This is a genomic window from Corynebacterium sp. ES2715-CONJ3, from assembly GCF_024814365.1.
GTDB lineage: Bacteria > Actinomycetota > Actinomycetes > Mycobacteriales > Mycobacteriaceae > Corynebacterium.
This window is the reverse complement of record NZ_JANUXS010000004.1, coordinates 220,783-241,402: the sequence shown is the minus strand read 5'-3', so window position 1 is coordinate 241,402 and position 20,620 is coordinate 220,783. Positions and strand designations below refer to the sequence as shown.

At 53.9% G+C, this 20,620-nt stretch carries 14 protein-coding genes; 11 read left to right on the top strand and 3 right to left on the bottom strand.

Going from position 1 to position 20,620, the window contains the following annotated elements:
- The first annotated feature begins 239 nt into the window (after positions 1-239).
- The 10 genes from NXT00_RS06570 to NXT00_RS06525 all read left to right on the top strand — a co-directional run bounded on the left by NXT00_RS06570 (position 240) and on the right by NXT00_RS06525 (position 17,031).
- Positions 240-2,183 carry a glycosyltransferase gene (locus NXT00_RS06570; RefSeq protein ID WP_259078569.1) on the top strand — a complete coding sequence of 648 codons (1,944 nt, stop codon included), beginning with the start codon at positions 240-242 and terminating at the stop codon, positions 2,181-2,183.
- Positions 2,176-2,667 carry a phosphatase PAP2 family protein gene (locus tag NXT00_RS06565; protein WP_259158474.1) on the top strand — a complete coding sequence of 164 codons (492 nt, stop codon included), beginning with the start codon at positions 2,176-2,178 and terminating at the stop codon, positions 2,665-2,667. Before NXT00_RS06570 ends, NXT00_RS06565 begins: the two co-directional genes overlap by 8 nt.
- A 6-nt stretch (positions 2,668-2,673) precedes the next feature.
- Complete coding sequence (locus NXT00_RS06560) at positions 2,674-3,642, top strand: decaprenyl-phosphate phosphoribosyltransferase (RefSeq protein ID WP_259078573.1); 969 nt, start codon at positions 2,674-2,676, stop codon at positions 3,640-3,642.
- A 217-nt stretch (positions 3,643-3,859) separates the two neighbouring features.
- A complete protein-coding gene (locus NXT00_RS06555) occupies positions 3,860-4,876 on the top strand; it encodes an alpha/beta hydrolase family protein (RefSeq protein ID WP_259078575.1) in 1,017 nt (338 codons plus the stop codon).
- Between the two features lie 302 nt (positions 4,877-5,178).
- Positions 5,179-7,107 (top strand): alpha/beta hydrolase-fold protein, encoded by a 1,929-nt coding sequence (locus NXT00_RS06550; RefSeq protein WP_259158473.1) that lies wholly within the window; start codon positions 5,179-5,181, stop codon positions 7,105-7,107.
- On the top strand, positions 7,107-7,604 hold the full coding sequence (locus NXT00_RS06545) for a DUF732 domain-containing protein (RefSeq protein ID WP_259158472.1): 498 nt from the start codon (positions 7,107-7,109) through the stop codon (positions 7,602-7,604). Before NXT00_RS06550 ends, NXT00_RS06545 begins: the two co-directional genes overlap by 1 nt.
- An 18-nt stretch (positions 7,605-7,622) precedes the next feature.
- Positions 7,623-8,531 carry a cutinase family protein gene (locus NXT00_RS06540; protein ID WP_259158471.1) on the top strand — a complete coding sequence of 303 codons (909 nt, stop codon included), beginning with the start codon at positions 7,623-7,625 and terminating at the stop codon, positions 8,529-8,531.
- Positions 8,532-8,674: 143 nt separating this feature from the next.
- Positions 8,675-10,519 carry a FadD32-like long-chain-fatty-acid--AMP ligase gene (locus NXT00_RS06535; protein WP_259078581.1) on the top strand — a complete coding sequence of 615 codons (1,845 nt, stop codon included), beginning with the start codon at positions 8,675-8,677 and terminating at the stop codon, positions 10,517-10,519.
- Positions 10,520-10,724: 205 nt separating this feature from the next.
- On the top strand, positions 10,725-15,455 hold the full coding sequence (gene pks13 / locus NXT00_RS06530) for a polyketide synthase Pks13 (protein WP_259158516.1): 4,731 nt from the start codon (positions 10,725-10,727) through the stop codon (positions 15,453-15,455).
- Positions 15,456-15,477: 22 nt separating this feature from the next.
- A complete protein-coding gene (locus tag NXT00_RS06525; RefSeq protein WP_259078582.1) occupies positions 15,478-17,031 on the top strand; it encodes an acyl-CoA carboxylase subunit beta in 1,554 nt (517 codons plus the stop codon).
- Between the two features lie 10 nt (positions 17,032-17,041).
- Here the strand turns inward: NXT00_RS06525 and NXT00_RS06520 are convergent, their stop codons facing one another.
- Positions 17,042-18,754, bottom strand: coding sequence for a glycerol-3-phosphate dehydrogenase/oxidase (locus NXT00_RS06520; protein WP_259078585.1), 1,713 nt, complete (start codon positions 18,752-18,754; stop codon positions 17,042-17,044).
- A 105-nt stretch (positions 18,755-18,859) separates the two neighbouring features.
- Between NXT00_RS06520 and NXT00_RS06515 the strand changes: the two genes are divergently transcribed.
- The gene (locus tag NXT00_RS06515; RefSeq protein WP_259078587.1) at positions 18,860-19,819 is read left to right on the top strand and encodes a sugar-binding transcriptional regulator; all 960 of its coding nucleotides are present in this window, start codon (positions 18,860-18,862) and stop codon (positions 19,817-19,819) included.
- Here NXT00_RS06515 and NXT00_RS06510 read toward each other — a convergent pair.
- Together NXT00_RS06510 and NXT00_RS06505 are read right to left on the bottom strand one after the other, a co-directional pair.
- Positions 19,806-20,429: a Fic family protein gene (locus NXT00_RS06510; RefSeq protein ID WP_259078588.1), complete on the bottom strand. Its 624-nt coding sequence runs from the start codon at positions 20,427-20,429 to the stop codon at positions 19,806-19,808. The two genes, NXT00_RS06515 and NXT00_RS06510, sit on opposite strands and share 14 nt — an antisense overlap.
- Entirely contained in the window at positions 20,422-20,613 is a 192-nt protein-coding gene (locus NXT00_RS06505) for an antitoxin VbhA family protein (RefSeq protein WP_259078590.1), read from the bottom strand. Before NXT00_RS06505 ends, NXT00_RS06510 begins: the two co-directional genes overlap by 8 nt.
- Between the last annotated feature and the right edge of the window lie 7 nt (positions 20,614-20,620).

Here is a 20,620-nt window from a genome sequence, read left to right as displayed (position 1 = left end):
CTGCTTATAACGTGTCCCAGTATAGATATAAGTAAAAGCGCTGACCCTTCAGCGTTTATTGGTGCTAAATCGCGAGCCCGAACTGACCATTTCAGGCGATTTCTCCGCGCATTCGTGAGCTGATTAGCGCAACTGAGCGTGGCTATCTCCGCGAGGCTGGGGCGAAGCGACTACCCTTAAGTGGCGGAACTATACCCCTAGAGCACCACCCTGGGGCGGAAACGAAAGGTTTTTGAGCAATGAAGGACAACCAGCTGCAACGCTTCCTGCTTCCCCACATCGGGGAGCCTAGCGATGTGCGCAAGCTTTATATCTTAGAACACGAGGATAATCTCGAGAAGCCTCGATGGCATGATCGCAGCTCACTGACTATTCCAGCCGCCAGCGAACTTAGCTTCCTCACTTATTTCAACGCCTTCCCCGCCTCGTACTGGCGCCGATGGTCACAGCTCGACACCGTCATTTTGAAAGTGGATATCACCGGCACTGCCCGAATTAATATCTACCGCTCAAAGCCCGACGGAACCCGGCTGAGCATCAGCAATAAGCTCGTAACCGATGATGTCGCGGAATTCGAACTCTCTCTCGCGCCCTTCGAAGTTGGCGGTTGGCTATGGTGGGATATCACTACCGATACCGACGTCACCATTAATGAGGCAGGCTGGTACGCTCCGCATGCGCCACGCGCCCAAATTCTCCCCGACGGCACCACTGTTGGCCCCTTCGAAGCCCGCGTCACTGTCGGTATTCCTACTTTTAACCGCCCCACCGACGCTGTCGCAGCTCTACAGGCTTTGGCTAGTGATGCAGAGGTTGATGGTGTGATCGATGCGGTCATCATGCCCGACCAAGGTACCAAGCACCCAGCGGATGAACCAGGCTATCAGGATGCGGTGGAGCACTTCGGTGACCGCTTCTTCGAATTCCGCCAGGGAAACCTCGGCGGATCAGGCGGATATTCCCGCATTATGTACGAAGCCCTCGGCGACGGCGCGGCAGGGGCAAAAAAATCCCCCTATATCCTCTATATGGACGATGATATCGCCATCGAACCTGACTCAATCCTTCGTGCCCTGCAAGCAGCCCGCTATGCTAAGCGCCCTATTCTCGTAGGCGGGCAAATGCTCAATTTGCAGGAACGTAGCCACTTGCACTCTATGGGTGAGGTGATCGACCGTAGCACCTTCATGTGGACTAAAGCCCCCCACGTGCACTACGACCACAATTTCGACGAGCACCCGCTTAGTGATCGCGGAGCCGTTGATGATAAGCCCGATGCTCAGCATTCACGTGACCTGCACCGCCGGATCGACGTGGACTATAACGGCTGGTGGATGTGCATGATTCCGAGGCTAGTAGCCGAGGAGATCGGGCAGCCGCTGCCGCTCTTTATCAAGTGGGATGACGCCGAATACGGCCTGCGCGCCGGGCGCCATGGTTTCCCTACTGCTACCTGGCCTGGTATCGCTATCTGGCATATGGCATGGAGTGATAAGGACGACGCCATTGACTGGCAAGCCTATTTCCACCTACGAAATCGACTGATTGTGGCGGCGCTCAACCATGATGGCCCAATCGATGGGCTCCTGCGTAGTATGCATAAGGCACTGGTCAAACACCTTCTGTGCCTTGAGTATTCCACCGCAGCGATCCAAATCGAAGCTATCGATGATTTCCTTGCTGGCCCCGATCAGCTTTTCGATATTTTGGAAACATCGCTACCGCGCATAGCAAAAATCCGCAAGGAATACCCCGATGCGGTCATTTTAGACTCCGCCACGGATTTCCCCACCCCAACGGGAGCACCTGGGGTACCGGTTAAGGATATCGGCGGGCGCTTGGCACCGCTGAAAAAATCGGTGTGGCTACTAAAAGGGCTCAAACATTCCCTTCGTCCCGCAGATCGCCAACATCACGAGATTCCACAGGCCAATTTTGCGCCCATAGAGGCACGGTGGTTTAGTCTCTCGCGTGTCGATGGCGCCACCGTTGCCACGGCGGATGGACGCGGTGTGGCATACCGCAAGCGCGATCTCGACATGGCCAAACATTTATATAAGCAGTCACGGGAACGACATAAACTAGTTCGGGAACGTTTTGAGCACTTGCGCGCCGCCTATCGCGCCGCCTATCCCGACCTGATTAGCCGCGAAGCATGGAGCAAGGTATTCGATCATGACTGAAAATGACATCTTGGTGCAGATCCAACGCACCGTCGGTTATCCAATAACGCTGCGCATAGCCCGTGCCCTATCCCACTTTGGGGAGCATGCCTTGGGGTGGATGGGAATTGGTGCGCTGGCTGCACTGTGGGATAAACACCGTCGTCCGCAGTGGCTGCGACTTATTGCAGCATCCTTCATAAGCCACGCATTATCGGTGATCATTAAGAGGATTGTCAGACGTCAACGCCCCCATGATCCCCGCATCACTATTGGGGTAAAAACTCCCAGCTCTTTGAGTTTCCCGAGTTCCCACGCCACCAGCACCACGGCCTTTTTCACCAGCCTATCGGCTATTGTGAAAAGCCGTGTGCCTTTGATTGGGGTCCCCGTGATGATGTTCTCACGGATGCTTTTAGGGGTACACTACCCCTCTGATGTATTAACAGGTGCGCTCGTGGGGTGGGCAACTAGTCGAGCGCTTGGTCATTCCCGGAAGGCTTAATGAGTAATGTCGAATGAATCCCTCATCGGATCTGAGCCACACACTCGAGGCTTAGAAGATAATAGGAAGCTGCATCCGCCTAAGAACCTTCCTGATGCCATGATTAAGGGGCTGCGGCCCAAGCAGTGGGTTAAAAATGTTTTAGTTCTAGCAGCTCCGATGGCAGCTGGTGCTGAAGCCCTGCTGCAGCCGCGTATCCTCACCGATATCGCAGTTGCTTTCCTAGCCTTCTGCATGGCGGCATCCGCCATTTATCTCATCAATGATGCTAAGGACGTCGAGGCTGATCGCCAGCATCCCACTAAGCGCTATCGCCCTATTGCGGCGGGAGTACTTCCCGTGGGCCTCGCCTTTTTTATGGCCGTGGCCTTTATCATCGGCGCTATTGTACTGAGTTATTTCTTCGCCAGCTCAGGCAGGAGTTTGGCCATCGTTATGACGGTGTATATAGCTCTACAGTTGGGTTATTGCTTTGGGTGGAAACATCAGCCGGTTATCGATATTGCCTTGGTTTCCTCTGGTTTTATGTTGCGAGCTATGGCTGGTGGCGTGGCGGCCGGCATTGATTTATCGCAGTGGTTCCTCTTGGTTGCAGCTTTTGGATCTCTCTTTATGGCCTCCGGAAAGCGATATGCTGAAATCCTCCTGGCACAAGAATCAGGGGCTAAGATCCGCAAGGCTCTTGAAGGCTATACGCCCACGTACCTGCGTTTTGTGTGGACTCTAGCGGCTACTGCCGTGGTGATGAGCTATGCACTCTGGGGTTTTGAGATGGCTCGGCTTTCAAGCCCAGTGGCTGGGGTCTGGTACCAAATTTCGATGGTACCCTTCACCGTTGCTATCTTGCGTTATGCTGCCGATGTTGACCGTGGCGATGGTGGCGCCCCAGATGAGTTGGCACTGACGGATCGCACTTTGCAAGTACTCGCCGTGTTGTGGGTGACCAGCGTAGTAATAGCGGTTTATCTCGTTTAAAATTCCCAACATAAACCAAGGTGGGGGTGACCTTTGCTGCGTGAAGGGCAGGAAAACTACCCGTGCTTTACCAATCTGTTATAAAGTCTTTGCTGTAGCGTGTCGTGCCTATAATAAGCGCTAAATATAGTAGGTGCCTTTGTATTCCGTCATGAGGCGGGTACCATGATGTCGCGCCAAGGTAGCGCCAAGGTATAGGAATTGGACAAGGAGAAGCATGAAGGTTTTCGCCCAAGCTCTACGAAAGGCTCAAGCCACAGTGACAGCAGTGGTCACCGCTGGTGCCCTTATGGTCGCTGGACAGGGAGTGGCGGAGGCTGCCAATCGTGACTGGCTGCGCGCTGATGCCACCGGGACTTGCGAATGGGACCAAGTAGGAAACTGGGTACAGCGCTGTGATGTGTGGTCACCCGCTAATAACCGAACCATTACTGTTCAGATCCAGCCTGCACAACGTGGGGGCAATGCTGGTCTCTACCTTCTTGATGGCGCCCGTGCGAGTGAACGAGCTAGTGCATGGACGACCTCAGCTAATGCTCCTGCCACATATGCGCCACATAATATCACCCTCGTCATGCCCGTCGGTGGCGCTGGATCTTTTTATATGGACTGGTTGGGGCCAGCCTTCTACAACGGACAAGGCTACCACTTCAAGTGGGAAACATTCCTTACTCAAGAGCTTCCCGTTTACCTTGAGCAAAATTTTGGCGTCGCGCGCAATAATAACGCAATTGCAGGTCTCTCCATGGGCGGCACCGCTGCGCTCAATCTCGCGGCCCGCCACCCCAATCAATTCCGACAGACCTTGAGTTGGTCGGGCTACCCATCCATGACCCTGCCTGGGATGCACTCCCTCCTGCGGTTGGCACTCGTTGAATTGGGTGGCTTTAATATCAACGCCATGTACGGTTTCTTCTTTAGCCCAGAACGCTTTTCAAATGACCCGCTGTGGAATATGAGCGGTCTGCGCAATACCGATATCTATATCTCTGCGGCCACCGGATTCTGGTCAGGCTATGACGGCCCAGGGATTAAATTTGGGGACCGGATCGTCGGCTCCGTACTCGAAGGTGTCTCGCTGTACTCCACCTCGGTATGGGAGGTTAAGGCACGTGCTGAGGGCTTGCGTGTAACGGTAGATTATCCGCCGGCAGGTATTCACAGCTGGGAACAATGGATCTCGCAGCTAGAGAAGACGAAGCCGCGAATTCTAGATTATATGAACGCTTGGTAGGAACCATTCCGCCGTAAGAACAACCCCGTTGCCGCACAGGCCGCGGGGTTTTTTATTGCGGTGCCCTGGTCATGTAACGATGTGAGCGTTGTTAGCTATGTTAAAGGTGAAAACAAAATAAACAGCTGTAAATCGGTGTGTCTCAACCCTAACTCTCAAGTTCAACTTAAACTTGAGCATAGTCTTGTGCCACAGTGGAGCTATACCCCACATATAGCTATACCGTGGGATAGGTGGGAAAAGCAGCAGCGCTTGAGCACCTGGAGTACCTAAAAAATCGCTAACACAAAAAGGAACCTATTATGCGCGACACCGCATCCCGTTCGACTCGACGTACCCGTTGGGTTAGTACGCTCCCTGTAGTCATCGGCCTCGGATTAGTGGGAGTTATCCCTGCTACCACCATGGCCCAATCTTCGGGATCTTCGAATTTCTTTCCCGGCCTCACGGATTACCTCGATCCAAACTCCCAGGAACGCACCCCCATACGCGTGGATGAAAACCCCAATATCCAGGGCCTACCCGCCGGAGTTGAAGTTGAGCGCGTGAACTGGATTAGCGATCGCCGTATACAACTGTATATCCGCTCCGCCGTGATGCCAGGTGCGCCAGTGAAAGTTCAAATCCTGTTAGCGCGCGATTGGCACTCGAATCCCACGCGTACCTTCCCTGAAGTATGGGCCCTCGACGGTTTGCGCGCCACAGATATTGAGAATGGCTGGACCTCCGAGACTAATATCGAACAGCTCTTTGCCGATAAGAATGTCAACGTTATTCTGCCAATCGGTGGCGAGTCTTCGTTCTACTCGGACTGGCAGCGTGAAAATAACGGCAAGCACTATATGTGGGAGTCCTTCCTCACCCAAGAGCTCGTACCCATCCTGCGTAACGGCTACCGCTCCAATGAGGAGCGCGCGATCTTCGGCCTTTCTATGGGCGGCACCGCCGCTATTAACCTAGCTGAACGCCACCCTCAGCTCTTTAAATTCGTTGGCTCGTTCTCTGGTTACCTCGATATGACCAGCGTTGGTATGCCAGCTGCCGTCAAGGCTGCCCTTCAAGACGGTGGCGGCTACGATGCGGAGGCTATGTGGGGCCCTGAAGGTTCTCAAGATTGGATTGATCACGATCCGAAACTCGGTATTGAATCCCTTAAAGGCAAAACCGTATATGTATCAGCCGGCTCTGGTCGCGATGATTTCGGTGAGCCAGATTCCGTAGCCAAGCATGGGGCCAATTCCGCTGGTATTGGTCTGGAAGTAATCTCCCGGATGACCACCCAGACCTTCGTCGACTACGCTAAGCGTGCGCAGGTTGAGGTCATTTCCGTCTTCCGCCCCACCGGCGTACATGCTTGGCCGTACTGGCAGTACGAACTGGGACAAGCATGGCCGCATATGGCAAAAGCGTTGAATATCTCCAAGGAAGACCGCGGCGCTGATTGCACCGCTATCGGCGCCATTGCTGAAGCCACACGCTCTGGAATAATTGGTAACTGCGTCAACAACGAATACGATGTACCCGGTGGTAAGGCTGAAGACTTCACTAGGGGTCGTGCCTACTGGTCTCCGGAGCATGGAGCCTTCGCTCTCTATGGCCGTATCGGTGCTCTCTATACCGAAATGGGCGGTCCCGCTAGCTGGTTGGGCTTCCCCTTAAGCACCGAGCGTGAATTGGTACGGGGTGGCCGCTACGTAGCTTTCGAGCATGGCAATATCTACTGGACTCCAGCACTGGGTGCCGTGGCCGTGCCTAAGGATATTGTGGATAAGTGGGGTGAGTTGCAGTGGGAAAATGGCACACTCGGGTACCCAGTTTCTGCAGCTGAGAAGATCGGCGACGGCTTCGTGCAGCAGTTTGAAGGTGGCTATGTAGTCCGTACTCCCGATAACAAAAATTTCCATGTTCGAGGAGCGATCGCTGCGAAGTACCGAGCCATCAATACCGCGACCAGCAATCTGGGATTCCCTACAACGGATGAAATCGCCATCAATGGTGGTGCCTTCCAACGCTTCGAGCGGGGCAATATTTACTGGTCACCTGCAACTGATGCACACGTGATTAACTACGGTGATATCTTTGACGCATGGGCTAAGAAAAATTGGGAGCAGGGCGAATTTGGCTTCCCAACCCAAGATCATGCCCTAATTCCAGCGGGCGGCGAGATCGTTCACTTCGAACGTGGCACCATTTCTCAAATCAATGGTCTCATCGTTGAGGAGAAGAAATAGTGTATAAGGCTATGCCCTGCGCACTGCTGGTGGCACTGGGATTTTTAGCTGGGTGCTCGAGCTCCAGTGTCACTGAGGAGCCCACCGAGATGACCGTAGCGCCGCTCACTCGGGCCGCCCAAATGTCGAAAACGCCTAGTGCATCTGCACGCGCAGAACCGAGCACGAGCATCGATCTCAGCGTTCCACCTTTGAAGAACCCGCCCGCGCGTTCGGCTGGTGATCAGGCCGCCCGAGAAGTCAGTGACGTGCCCACCCCAGGGCTATCCCTGACTGAACAAGATCGGGAATTTCTCAAAGCTTTGGAATTAGCGGGGATCACGGTCACAGGTGCAGAGAATCAAATGATCGGCGTTGCGCAGGTCGTTTGTGCCAATAACTTTGCTGCCGCTACCCCTGCTGTGGCCGGTCAGCTCATCGAGCAAGGCCGCTCCACCCTGGCGGTGGAGCAGATAACTACGGTTATTGAGCAGGCAGCACGCCAGAGTTATTGCTAAATCTAGATTGAAGGCAGTATGAAAAAGTTTTTCACCGCGGTAGTAGCACTCATTGTTATTGGGATTATTATCGCGGGGGTCGTGGGTTGGCTGCGTAGCACCGATAATATTCCAGGTGCACCAGATTCGAATCAAGCGGGTCCAACGCAACCTGAATGGTGCCCACGGGTGGAGGTCATCGCAGCTCCGGGGACGTGGGAATCTGCGAGCGTCGATGATCCCCTTAACCCGATGGCCAACCCCAATTCTTTGATGCTGACCATTACTAATCCTCTCAAGCAGCGCTACCCTCATGGGGATATAAAGATATGGACCTTGCCGTATACTGCGCAGTTTCGCAATATCAACGCCCAACAGGAAATGAGCTACGACGATTCTCGCAATGAGGGGATGGCCACCCTTAAGCGAGAAATCAACGAGACACACCGCGAATGTCCGCTGACAGAATTTATTCTCACTGGCTTTTCTCAAGGCGCTGTGATTATGGGTGATCTTGCCAATGAAATTGGAGTGCATGAAACTCCTATTCCCTCCCACGTGGTCAGGGGTGTCGCCTTGATCGCTGATGGTCGCCGACAGCCGGGTGTGGGCCAGGCTGTGGGCACACCCGTGGGTGGGGTAGGGGCCGAGATTTCGCTGGCACCGTTGAATCTAGTAGTTCAACCCATTGTTCCTGGCGCAACCATGCGTGGCCCGCGCACCGGCGGCTTCGGAGTTCTTAATGATCGGGTCTTTGATATTTGTGCTCCTGATGACACTATCTGCGATGCTCCGCAGAATGTGAACGATGCTTTCGGCCGCGCTTTTGATCTCATTGAAGCCAATGGTATTCATGCTCAATACGCCACGAATCCGAATGTCGTTCCAGGCACCACCGCACCGAGCTGGGTTGTGGAATGGGCTAGTGATTTGATTAATCGCGGATAAGCGGCCCTATAGGGTGTAAAATAATTTTTTTCGCAAAAGTAATAATCTTCTGGTTAGTACCGATCAACTAAGGGACACTGCCTTGTGGGTTCTTGCACTAGAGGGTGAAGCTTCGCGCGACAGCACTGATATGAAGGAGAATAATGGATCTTAATAAAGTAATTGGCCAATTTTTCAACGAGAAGCACGAGATTACCTTACCGCCGGAGATTACCCTCGCAGGGATGTGCGAGATGATGTTCCAGACGGAAAAAATGGCTGGAACTACCGATCGCATCGTGCTGAAATTTTGGGATTACTCTGAACGTCGTGACGGGCAGCTCAAGGAATACAGTCGCGCGGAGGTCAATACTCGGATTAAGGCCGTTGCCGCTCGCTTGCAGCAGGTGGGCTCCATCGGTGATCGCGTGATGATCCTTGCTAATAACTCTCCAGAGTATTTATTTTCCATGCTAGGGGCCATGTACGCTGGAATGGTTCCCATTCCGCTTTATGATCCCAATGAGCCAGGTCACGCTGAACATCTTGCGGCCGTTATCGGCGATTCACAACCGTCTGCGGTACTAACTAATAAGGCATCTGCTCGCTCCGTGCGGGCATTCTTCGCTGATCGTCCAGGCCATGAGCGCCCCCGCATTCTACTCGTTGATGCTGTGCCCGATAGTTTGGCGGCCAGTTTTAGCAATCCGCTTACCTCCCCTGAGGCTGCGCGCATGCTTGCCACCCTACAAAAAGCTCCGGTCGATTTGCCCGCCTTTTTGCAATATACCTCGGGCTCTACACGCACTCCAGCTGGTGTTATGCTCACCAATCGCTCGATCCTGACCAATGTGTTGCAAATTTTTACCGCGGCTCAGCTTAAAACCCCTCTGACCTTAGTCTCTTGGTTGCCGTTGCACCATGATATGGGCATCATTCTGGCAACCTTTGTCACCATTCTAGGACTCGATTTTGAGTTAATGGCGCCGCGTGATTTCATTCAGCAGCCTTCACGTTGGGTCCAGCTCCTTGATAAACGGGAGTCGGGTACCCATATCTACACCGTTGTCCCCAACTTCGCTCTTGAATTGGCGGCCCGTTTTGCCAAGCCTGAAGCTGGACACGAGCTCGATCTTTCTACAGTTGATGGACTAATCGTGGGTTCGGAGCCAGTAACTGAGAAGGCAGTGGAAATCTTCCTTCAAACTTTCGAGGAATACGGACTGAAAAAGTCAGCGCTGCGCCCTTCATACGGACTGGCGGAAGCGTCGCTTTTGGTTACCACCCCGCAAACGGAAAGTCGACCACTGATTAGCCACTTTGATCGCGATAAGCTGGCTCAGGGTCTCGCCGAGATCGTGGAGCGCAGTGATCGGTCCGTCGCCTTCACGTCCAGTGGGCAGGCGGTGCGCCCGCAGTACCTCACGATTGTTGATCCTGAGACCCGTGCCGAGCTCGGAGATTCCCATATAGGTGAACTATGGTGCCATGGCGATAATATGGCTGCCGGCTATCTTGATCGCCCCGAAGAAACCATGGCGACCTTCCGCAATACCTTAGGTCAGCGCCTTGTTGAGGGATCTCGGGTTGTCGGGGCGCCTGATGATGATCGATGGATGGCTACTGGGGACCTCGCCACCATTATCAACGGCGAAGTCTATATCACCGGCCGACTCAAGGATCTCATCATCGTCGCAGGCAGGAATCACTATCCTCAAGATATTGAATATACCGTTGAGCATGCCAGCTCTCAGGTGCGCCCTACCGCAGTTGCCGCATTCGCCACTACAGGTGAGGATGTAGAAAAGCTCATTATTCTCGCCGAGCGAGATCTCGATGCCGATCCTGCGCATGACGCCCACGCTATTGCGGCTATTAGACAAGCTGTAACCGATGCTCATGGAGTAGTTCCGGCGGATATTCAGATCCTGAATCCAGATGAAATTGCGCGCTCGTCTGCCGGTAAGATTGCCCGCCGGGTGAATAAAAAGCGCTACGAGAATTCCTAAATCCTCCGCAGTTTCCTCAAGACCCCACGATGATGGGTAGTGATCGTGGGGTCTTGAGGTGTGAAACAGCTATTAAACAATATGCGATATAAAATAGAGCGATTGGGCGCTGTCCTAAGGTGGCGTCCCAGTGTGAGCGAAAAGACGAGACAAAGGGTAGATTTTGACTAATCAACATGGTGCTGACGGTACGATTAGTGAACCGATGAGCGTGGACAAACTCAGCGTTTGGTTGCGTGATTGGATTATGCGCACGACGGGGTTACCTGAAGAGGAGATCTCTGATACCCAATCGATGCAATCCTTCGGATTGTCCTCGCGCGATGTGGTCATTCTCTCCGGCGAGCTAGAAAATCTCCTCGATGTACCACTTGATGCAACCATCGCTTATGAATATCCCACGATCTCGGCCCTAGCACAGCGTCTGATCAATGGCCCCCGCACTGACGAGCGCCCCTCCTCTAAGTCCCGAACCACCGCCATTATCCAAGAGCCTGCCACTCACGATATTGCCATTGTGGGATTAGCAGGGCGTTACCCTGGGGCTGAGAATGCGCAGCGGATGTGGGATCTCTTCCTCGAAGGCCGCGACGGAATCGGTCCACTGCCGGTAGGCCGCTGGTCAGAGTACGCGGCTGATAAGCATACTACCGAGCTCATCGAGAATATCGATATGACTGGTGGCTACCTCGACGATATTGCCTCGTTTGACGCTGAGTTCTTCGGCCTATCCCCCCTGGAAGCCGCTAATGTTGATCCGCAGCAGCGCATCATCCTAGAGCTGACATGGGAGGCTCTGGAAAACGCTCATATCCCGCCGTCATCGCTCAAAGGCAGCCCAGTGGGCGTGTATATGGGCTCAACAAACAACGATTACGGCATGCTCATTGCTGCCGATCCTGCAGAGGCACACCCCTATGCGCTTACAGGAACCTCGAGTTCGATCATTCCGAACCGCGTATCTTTTGCCTTCGATTTCCGCGGACCTTCTATTAGTACTGATACTGCTTGCTCCTCGTCCTTAGTAGCTATCCATCAGGCTGTGCGCGATCTCCGTGAGGGAGCCTGTGATATGGCGATTGCCGGTGGTGTTAATATTCTGGCGGCGCCTTTTGCCTCTACCGCCTTTGGGCAGCTCGGGGTATTTAGCCCAACAGGCAAGATTCACGCCTTCTCTGATGATGCCGATGGCCTAGTGCGTGCCGATGGCGCTGGCGTTGTGGTGCTCAAGCGAGTAGCCGATGCAATCAAAGATCGTGACAAAATCGTTGCCGTGATTAAGGGCTCCGCCGTGAATTCGGATGGACACTCCAATGGTTTGACCGCCCCCAATCCCGATGCTCAGATAGATGTCTTAGAACGCGCCTATGCTGATGCTGGGATTGATCCCCGGGAGGTGGACTATATTGAAGCCCACGGGACGGGCACGATCTTAGGTGATCCCATTGAAGCCACCGCTATTGGCACCGTTTTAGGTTCTGGGCGCGATCCGCATAACCCGACCCTTTTGGGGTCTGCCAAAACCAATTTTGGACATACCGAAGCCGCTGCGGGCGCTGCCGGTGTGATCAAGGTGGCGCTGGCAATGGAGCATGATATCCTGCCGCCGTCGCTGAATTTTTCTGCCCCGAACCGCTACGTTGACTTCGAGCGGGAACATCTCGAAGTGGTAGAAGACCCTCGCGAATGGCCTGAGTATTCAGGCCGTAAACTCGCTGGTATTTCCGGCTTCGGCTTTGGCGGAACCAATGCTCATATCGTGGTCTCGTCCTTTGAGGCGAGCGATTATCAACTCAGTGAGAGTCCGCGGGAACCAGAACTCCTTGGCGCCCCAGCGCTACTGCCGGTGTCGGGTTTATTACCGTCGCGGCGTCGGCAAGCGGCAGCCTCGGTTAGGGACTATCTGCAACAGCATCCCAAAACCGATCTCATAAAGTTCGCACGCTCCCTAGCAGGTCGCAATCATGGTCGCTCCCGCGCCGTGGTGAGCGCTCGTACATATGATGAGGCGATCAAGCGGCTGGGTGTGGTTGCTGACGGCAAGATCACCCAGCATGTGTGTGCTCAAGATGCCCCCGATACCCAGGGTCCCGTTTTCATCTACTCGGGCTTTGGGTCCCAGCACCGCAAGATGGCCAAAGACCTAATGGCAATCGCACCTTCATTTAAAGCGCGCTTAGCGGAATTAGACGAGGTGGTGCGTTTTGAATCAGGCTGGTCGATCCTCGATATTGTCGCCGACGATTCCCAAACCTACGATACCGAAACCGCCCAGGTTGCGATTACGGCCATCCAGATCGCTCTCACCGACTATCTGAGCGCACTCGGTGCCCGCCCGCGCGCTGTGGTGGGGATGTCGATGGGTGAAATCGCTGCCGCCTATGCCTGTGGCGGCTTGAGCGCTAACGATGCCATGCTCATTGCCTGCCATCGTTCGCGGCTCATGGGTGAAGGGGAAAAATCCCTCAGCGAAGAAGACTATGGCGCAATGGCAGTTGTTGATTATAGTGCTGAGGAGATTGCGCAGCTTGGCGCTGAGCATCCTGAGTTCGCGGCAATTGAGCCGGCCGTCTACGCCGCTCCCGGCATGAATACTATTGGCGGGCCGCGAGATGCCGTTATCAAGCTGGTAGATTTGCGCCAAGAGGAAGGGAAATTCGCCCGATTACTCAACGTTAATGCTGCAGGTCACACCAGCGCCGTCGATCCTATCCTGGGGGAACTGGCTGCGGAAATATCAGCGATTAATCCTCGTCCACTCACAATTCCCCTTTTCAGTTCTGTGGAACGCGGAGAGGTCTTTGAAGCAGGTCAGATCGTCCACGACGCTGATTATTTCGTGCGCTGCACTCGGCAACCGGTGTATTTCCAAGCAGCGTGCGAGCAGGCTTTTGCCCACGGACATCGCATGCTGGTTGAGATTTCCCCGCACCCAGTTTCGGCTATCCCACTGATGAATACTGCCTTTAATGTGAATAAGCCAGATGCACAGCTTTTGTTCTGCTTGAAGCGCAAGGAAGATCCAGCGCTCACGCTCAGCGATCTTCTGGCTAAACTGTACGCAGCCGGTGCGCCAATCGATTTCCGTGCGCTGTACGGGGATGGCCCGCTGATACCAGCTCCGGGCATGCCGTGGAAGAAACAACGGTATTGGACCACTGCTCGCCCTGCCTCCTCTGCTGGGGGAAGTTTATTAGGCGAGATGGTTTGCCTCCCTGGAAACCAGTACGCTTATCGAGTACAAGCGGATGCAGTAGCGTCGCCGACTATGGTCATCGACGCAGTGATCTCAGAACTGGCACCCCAGTCAGTGATGACTGCGGCGAGTGAAAAGAAAACACTGCCGCCCTCCGGTGAACTCACCGTGGTTGCCGCCCGTACCTTGGGTGGACTGGCGATCACTCTATATGAAGTCGCTGGTGACTCTCTGACGGTCTTAGCGGAAGCCTTTGCTGCGGAGCAGGGAGAAACAGCACACCTTGATGGCCCCGCCTTGGCTGCGTCCTCGGGGGAGAGTCTGCCTGAAATGGCCCATGCTGATCTCCGCTGGGACCCTACAAGTGGCGAGACCGTTGAAGATCGCATGCGCGTTATTGTCAGTGAAGCAATGGGCTACGATGTGGAAGATTTGCCCAAAGAATTACCGCTGATAGACTTGGGCCTCGATTCACTGATGGGCATGCGGATTAAAAATCGCATTGAATATGATTTTAATATACCCGAGCTGCAGGTCCAGGCGCTCCGCGATGCCTCCGTTGCTGATGCGGTGGCCTTGGTCGAAGAATTAGTCAGTGGACGCGAAAGAGAATCTGCCCCCGTACAGGTCAACCCTGAACCACAAGGTGGCGACCGCGGCGTAGGCGTAGCCCCGCGTGATGCGTCCGAGCGTCTCGTCTTCGCCACGTGGGCGAGTGTTGTCGGTCAAGCTGCAACGGGTGTGACCAATGCGTTGCCAACAATTACTTCTGAGCAAGCTAATCAGATCGCAGAGCGGTTGAGAGAACGATCTGGGGCAAAGATGAGCGCTGCCGATATACTGGCGGCGGATAATCTTGAAACCATTGCCAATATGGTGCGCGATAGCTTTGAAACGGACGTCGAGGGCAATATCCGAGTATTGCGGGCGCGACCTGAAGGTTCGCTCAAGCCCGCTGTCTTTATGTTCCACCCAGCGGGTGGCTCATCAGTGGTTTATCAACCTCTAATGCGCCGCCTGCCTGAGGATATTCCCGTGTACGGAGTAGAGCGACTTGAAGGGTCCTTGGAGGAGCGCGCCGCTGCCTACCTTGATGAGATTAAGCGGTACTCCGATGGTCTGCCCATTATCCTCGGTGGTTGGAGCTTCGGTGGCGCGATAGCTTATGAGGTTGCACACCAGCTGGAGGGAAGCGATATAGAGATCGCAACGATCGCCCTTTTAGATACAGTGCAGCCAGCACATCCAGTTCCGGACAACAAAGAAGAGACCAAGAAGCGTTGGCAGCGCTACCAAGCATTTGCCAAGAAGACCTATGGCTTGGACTTCCCCGTGCCTTTTGACCTTTTAGAGAGCGCTGGTGAAGATGCCCTCCTTGCTATGATGGCGGAATTCTTGAGCACTACTGATGCCTCTGAGCATGGACTATCTGCGGGAGTCTTGGAGCACCAGCGGGCTTCCTTTGTTGATAATCGCATTCTGGACAAGCTTGATATGACCAGATGGGCTGATGTTGAGGTGCCGGTGATTCTCTTCCGCGCAGAGCGGATGCACGAGGGAGCTATTGAATTAGAGCCAGCGTATAAAGATATTGCCTATGATGGCGGCTGGTCAGCAATTGTAAACGATCTAGAAATCGTGCAATTGCAGGGAGATCACCTAGCGGTTGTTGATGAACCCGAGATTGCTAAAGTTGGATTAGCGCTATCGCAACGGATTGCGCATATCTCCCAGAGCTAGCCACAATGTAAACGAGGAACGGATGAGTCTGGACACCACCGCGGGAAAACTCGCAGACCTGAAAGAGCGCCTAGCCCAAGCCCAAGATCCTGGCAGTGAGCGGGCACGATTAAAGCGTGATGAGGCGCACCGAACAACGCCCAGGCAGCGCATTAATCGGTTGCTCGACGAGGGCTCATTCGTAGAAATCGGTGCGCTCGGTCGCACCCCAGATGATAACGATGCCATCTACTCTGATGGCGTCGTCACTGGATATGGCCGCATTGATGGGCGCCCCGTGGCAGTGTACGCCCACGATAAAACCGTATACGGAGGCTCGGTAGGCGTAACATTTGGCCGCAAAGTCTGCGAGGTTATGGATATGGCCATCAAAATTGGCTGCCCAGTTATCGGTATTCAGGATTCTGGTGGCGCTCGTATTCAAGATGCGGTGACCTCTTTGGCTATGTACTCCGAGATTGCGCGCCGGCAATTGCCGCTGTCAGGGCGCAGCCCGCAGATCTCGATCATGATGGGTAAATCCGCCGGTGGAGCGGTCTATGCACCGGTGACCACGGATTTTGTGATCGCCGTCGATGGGGAAGCCGAAATGTATGTCACCGGCCCCGCAGTGATCAAGGAGGTCACGGGAGAAGTGATTACCTCTGCTGAATTGGGAAGTGCCAGGCAGCAGGAGTTAAACGGTAATGTCTCCTATGTGGCCATCGATGAGGAAGATGCCTTTGGTTATGTGCACGATCTTCTTGAACGCTTGCCGCTGACCACCCATGACCCGGCGCCGATATTCCAGGCCCCCCAGGATGCAGATATTAGCGAGGATATTCGGCTTGACTCCTTTATTCCCGACGATGTCAATGCTGGCTATGATATGCACGATTTGCTGACCCAGCTTTTCGACGACGATAACATTCAGGAAATTCAGCCTAATTTCGCCCCAAATCTCATTACTGCTTTTGCCCGCGTGGATGGACGTTCTGTAGGTGTGATTGCCAATCAGCCGCTCGAATTTGCCGGCTGTATTGATGCTGATGCTGCCGATAAGGGTGCACGATTTATCCGCATCTGCGATGCCTATAATATTCCGTTGGTCTTTGTGGTGGATACTCCAGGCTATCTACCTGGCGTAGAGCAGGAGGAGGTGGGTCTGATTCACCGTGGCGCAAAGCTCGCTTTTGCGCTCGTGGAGGCAACTGTTCCTAAAGTTACGCTTATTGTGCGCAAAGCCTACGGCGGAGCTTATGCGGTTATGGGTTCTAAGAATCTCACCGGCGATATTAATCTCGCCTGGCCAACTGCCCAAATTGCGGTGATGGGGGCTGCTGCTGCAGTTGTGATGATCCAAGGTAAACAGCTTGATGCCATTAGTGATCAGTCTCAACGACAGTATATGAAGCAAGTTTTCATGGACTTTTATAATGAGAATATGACCAGTCCTTATGTGGCTGCAGAGCGCGGCTATATCGATGCTCTGATAGAGCCGCGCCATTCTCGCCTCGCCATCAGAAAAGCCCTGCGACAATTAGAAACCAAGCGCGAATTCGATTTGCCAAAGAAGCACACTATCGCGCCTATGTAGGAGGAGTGGCCTAGCTCAGCATCGGTGCCACGGATTCTACTTGAGCGCGAATCTCTTGGGCTTCGTGCTCACCAGAAATATCTTCGGCGCGCGCTTCGGCCTCGCAGCGCTGCTGATAGGAGTCAATTTCGTGTTGTTTACGTTCCTCATCCCAGCCGAGGTAGACCGCAGCTAAATCGGCGATTTCAGGGACTGCGGCAAGACCGCGATCCTTCTTCTCATGGTTGAGGCGGGTGCGCAAAACCATAATATCTTCTAGGTGCAGCGCACCTTCATGTGTGCACGCGAAGGCGATCTCCGCGCGTAAATATTCCGGTGCTGCGCCGAGCTCGTGGCCTAAGGTTTCTTCTTCTTTGATGGATTCGAGCAGGGTAAAGATATCGGAGCCGTAGCGGTCGAGAAGATCCTCGATATGGTCCACGCTGAGCTGGTATTCCGCCGCTAATTCTTCGCGGCGGTTCCACAGCGCATGATAGCCATCTGCGCCAATCAGGGGAGTGAGCTGAGTGCGGGAGGGCATCTGCTTAGCCTTATTGGTGCCGAGGGCAAAATCGACGGCATCTTCTGCCATGACGCGGTAAGTTGTCAGTTTGCCGCCAGCGATAACGGTGAGGCCAGGGGCAGCCTCGGTGACGGTATGCTCCCTCGAGATCTTTGTGGACTTGGTCTTATCCCCATCGGCGGTACCTGGTTGCAAAAGGGGCCTCAGACCTGCCCACGTTCCAATAATATCGTCGTGGGTGAGATCGGATGTGAGCACCGCATTGGCGTGATCGAGGATATAGTCAATATCCTCTTTATTGGCCACGGGGTTGACAAAATCTTCGTGGTATTTGGTATCGGTGGTTCCAATAACCCAGTAGCGCTTCCACGGAATAATAAACAGTACTGATTTTTCCGTGCGCAAGAAAAGACCTGTCTTTCCTTTGATACGGTCTTTTGGAATCACGATATGGATCCCCTTAGAGGCGAGGACTTTCAGACCGCCGCTGGTATCGGCAAGGGCTTGGGTTTGCTCTGTCCACACACCAGTGGCATTGATAATATTCTTGGCCTTAATGGTGTATTCTTTCCCAGTCTCGAGGTCGCGTACGACAGCGCCCGTGACCCGAGAACCTTCTTTTTCCAGATTGACAACCTGGGTGCGGTTAGCGGTATAGGCCCCGTAGCGAGCTGCGGTACGAATGAGGGTGATCACGAGGCGGGCGTCATCGACACGCGCATCATAGAAGCGAATGGCTCCGGTAATCTGATCTTCTTTGATATCGGGGAAGAGTGAGAGCGCACCAGACTTGGAATAATGCTTTTGGATAGGTACGGAGCCTTTGTGGGCGATTTGAGCCATGGCATCATAAAGGCCGACGCCGATGGCGGAATAGGAACGCTCAATGACTGGCATTTTGAGTGGCCACAAAAACGGTTGCGCTTTGACAAGGTGTGGCGCCAGGCTGCTGAGCAGGAGTCCGCGTTCGCGTAGAGCCTCGGCGACGAGGAGAAAGTCGAAGTTATAGAGATAGCGTAGTCCGCCGTGGACTAGTTTCGACGAGCGCGATGACGTGCCCTGGGCAAAATCTTGGGCCTCGACAATGCCGACTTTCAGCCCGCGGGTAGCGGCGTCGAGGGCAATGCCGGCGCCGGTGATACCGCCGCCGATGACGAGGATATCGAGTTCGTTGTTAGACATGGCGCGCAGCGAGGCGTCGCGATTGAGAGTGGTGCTCATGAGGTCTCCTTAGTTTGGGTTGTGACCTTAATTATGGCTGAGAAAAACCCAAAATGGGAGATGTTGCACTGAAGTTGCACATATGTGCATGGCATAATGGGAGCCATGAACGAAAGGCTTGACCTCGCGCACAAAGCCGCCGAAATGTACTATCTCAACAACCACACCATGGCCGCCATCGCCCAAAACCTTGGCGTCTCTCGTTCGACTGTATCCAGGCTCATCACCTACGCCCGCGAATCAGGAATCGTCACGATCAGCATTGATTCTCCTATTAAAACCGACATGGTCGAAGCCCTGGAAAAAACCTTTGATATCAAGGCCACGTGCGTGCCCCTGCGTCGCTCACTCAGTCCAGTTGCTAGATTGACCGCGGTAGCCCAGGTGGCCGCCAATAAACTCGCTCACGTGGTCGAGCACGGTGATATCATCGGAATCGCCTGGGGAAATACCACCTATGAGGTCTTAAGAAATATGGCACCCACTCCGCGCGATGATATCACTGTGGTCCAACTCAATGGTGCCACTTCACTAAGACGCCAAAGCTACCTCAACGCCGATACCGTACTTTCACGCGCCGGGGACGTCTTTAATGCCGAAGTAGTGCCACTGCCCGTGCCAGCCTTTTTTGATTATGAAGCCACCAAGGAAGCGATGTGGCGGGAGCGAGCCGTATTATCGGTGATCGATCTGATTAAAAACGCCGACCTCGCTGTCTTTGGTATCGGCGCTTTTAATGCCACCCTGCCCTCGCTCGTATATTCCGGGGATTACCTCGAAGAGTCGGATATCACTTCCCTAACCGCTGATGGAATCGTGGGAGATATTTGTACCGTTTTTATCCGCGAGGATGGTAGCTACCGCGATATTGCAGTCAATCGGCGCGCCTCGGGGCCTACACCGGATGACCTCAAAAGAGTAAAGAGGCGCTTGTGTATTGTTGCTGAGCCTAAGAAAGCCCCTGCGCTTTTAGGTGCCTTACGCGCAGGAGTCATCACCGATCTTATTGTCGACGAAGCCACGGCGCGAGCGGTGCTCGAGCGCGGTGGTACTAGAGCGCGGTAGTGATTTCTCGGTACAGCGCGATAGCCGGCTCAGGGTTGACATCGCCAGTAAAAAAGACCGCCGACGTAGCCAGTAGATGCAGTTCCTTAGAAATCTTGCCCCATCTAATCTCCACCCCATAACGCTGAGCCAGAAATTCCATGGCGAGCCTTAAAGCACGCCCGTTGCCTTCGCGGAACGGATGGGCATAGTCGAGGTGAGCATGAATCGTGGCAAGCTGGTGAACTTTATCATCAAAGCTCAGGCCCTCCCAGCTGTAGGAGGAGGCGAAGGTATCAATATAATCCAGATAGCGCGGGATACTCTCATAACTGAGAAATAGGGTGGGATTATTGGGATTCCAGCTATTATTCTTCATAATATTGACATCGCGCAGCGTACCTGCCCAAGAAAAGCTATCCCGAAAAAGCTCATAATGCACAGCCATAAGCAGTTTGCTCGGACTTAGCTCATGAGGAGGTTGGTGATAGAGTTGCACAGCACGCGCGGCGGTGCAGGCTCTCGTCCACGCCGTGAGAGTATCCAGATCTGTAATACCTGGAAGATTAACGAGGGTCTCAGTGCCTGGATAAAAATAGCCATCCCATTTATCCTGTTCAAGCTTAGACATGCTCAAACCTCGAAGCGATCTCTTGCAGCGCCATCTCGAGAGTGATCTCACCATTGAGTAGGCGCAGGAGCAGATCAACCTGCTCCGCATCTGGTTGGTGGCCTTCGATAATACTGCTTGCTATACGGTTGTCGGCATATGCGCGCTTACTGGGATCCAGCGGCGCTGAGTCGAGAGTGTACATCTGTGCC

What these genes read in the sequence shown, in the direction of transcription:
- NXT00_RS06520 (WP_259078585.1), bottom strand. Translation starts at nt 18,754, where the DNA reads ATGAGCACCACTCTCAATCGCGACGCCTCGCTGCGCGCCATGTCTAAC.
- NXT00_RS06560 (WP_259078573.1), top strand. Translation starts at nt 2,674, where the DNA reads ATGTCGAATGAATCCCTCATCGGATCTGAGCCACACACTCGAGGCTTA.
- NXT00_RS06515 (WP_259078587.1), top strand. Translation starts at nt 18,860, where the DNA reads ATGAACGAAAGGCTTGACCTCGCGCACAAAGCCGCCGAAATGTACTAT.
- NXT00_RS06505 (WP_259078590.1), bottom strand. Translation starts at nt 20,613, where the DNA reads ATGTACACTCTCGACTCAGCGCCGCTGGATCCCAGTAAGCGCGCATAT.
- NXT00_RS06510 (WP_259078588.1), bottom strand. Translation starts at nt 20,429, where the DNA reads ATGTCTAAGCTTGAACAGGATAAATGGGATGGCTATTTTTATCCAGGC.
- NXT00_RS06525 (WP_259078582.1), top strand. Translation starts at nt 15,478, where the DNA reads ATGAGTCTGGACACCACCGCGGGAAAACTCGCAGACCTGAAAGAGCGC.
- NXT00_RS06570 (WP_259078569.1), top strand. Translation starts at nt 240, where the DNA reads ATGAAGGACAACCAGCTGCAACGCTTCCTGCTTCCCCACATCGGGGAG.
- pks13 (WP_259158516.1), top strand. Translation starts at nt 10,725, where the DNA reads ATGAGCGTGGACAAACTCAGCGTTTGGTTGCGTGATTGGATTATGCGC.
- NXT00_RS06550 (WP_259158473.1), top strand. Translation starts at nt 5,179, where the DNA reads ATGCGCGACACCGCATCCCGTTCGACTCGACGTACCCGTTGGGTTAGT.
- NXT00_RS06565 (WP_259158474.1), top strand. Translation starts at nt 2,176, where the DNA reads ATGACTGAAAATGACATCTTGGTGCAGATCCAACGCACCGTCGGTTAT.
- NXT00_RS06555 (WP_259078575.1), top strand. Translation starts at nt 3,860, where the DNA reads ATGAAGGTTTTCGCCCAAGCTCTACGAAAGGCTCAAGCCACAGTGACA.
- NXT00_RS06535 (WP_259078581.1), top strand. Translation starts at nt 8,675, where the DNA reads ATGGATCTTAATAAAGTAATTGGCCAATTTTTCAACGAGAAGCACGAG.
- NXT00_RS06540 (WP_259158471.1), top strand. Translation starts at nt 7,623, where the DNA reads ATGAAAAAGTTTTTCACCGCGGTAGTAGCACTCATTGTTATTGGGATT.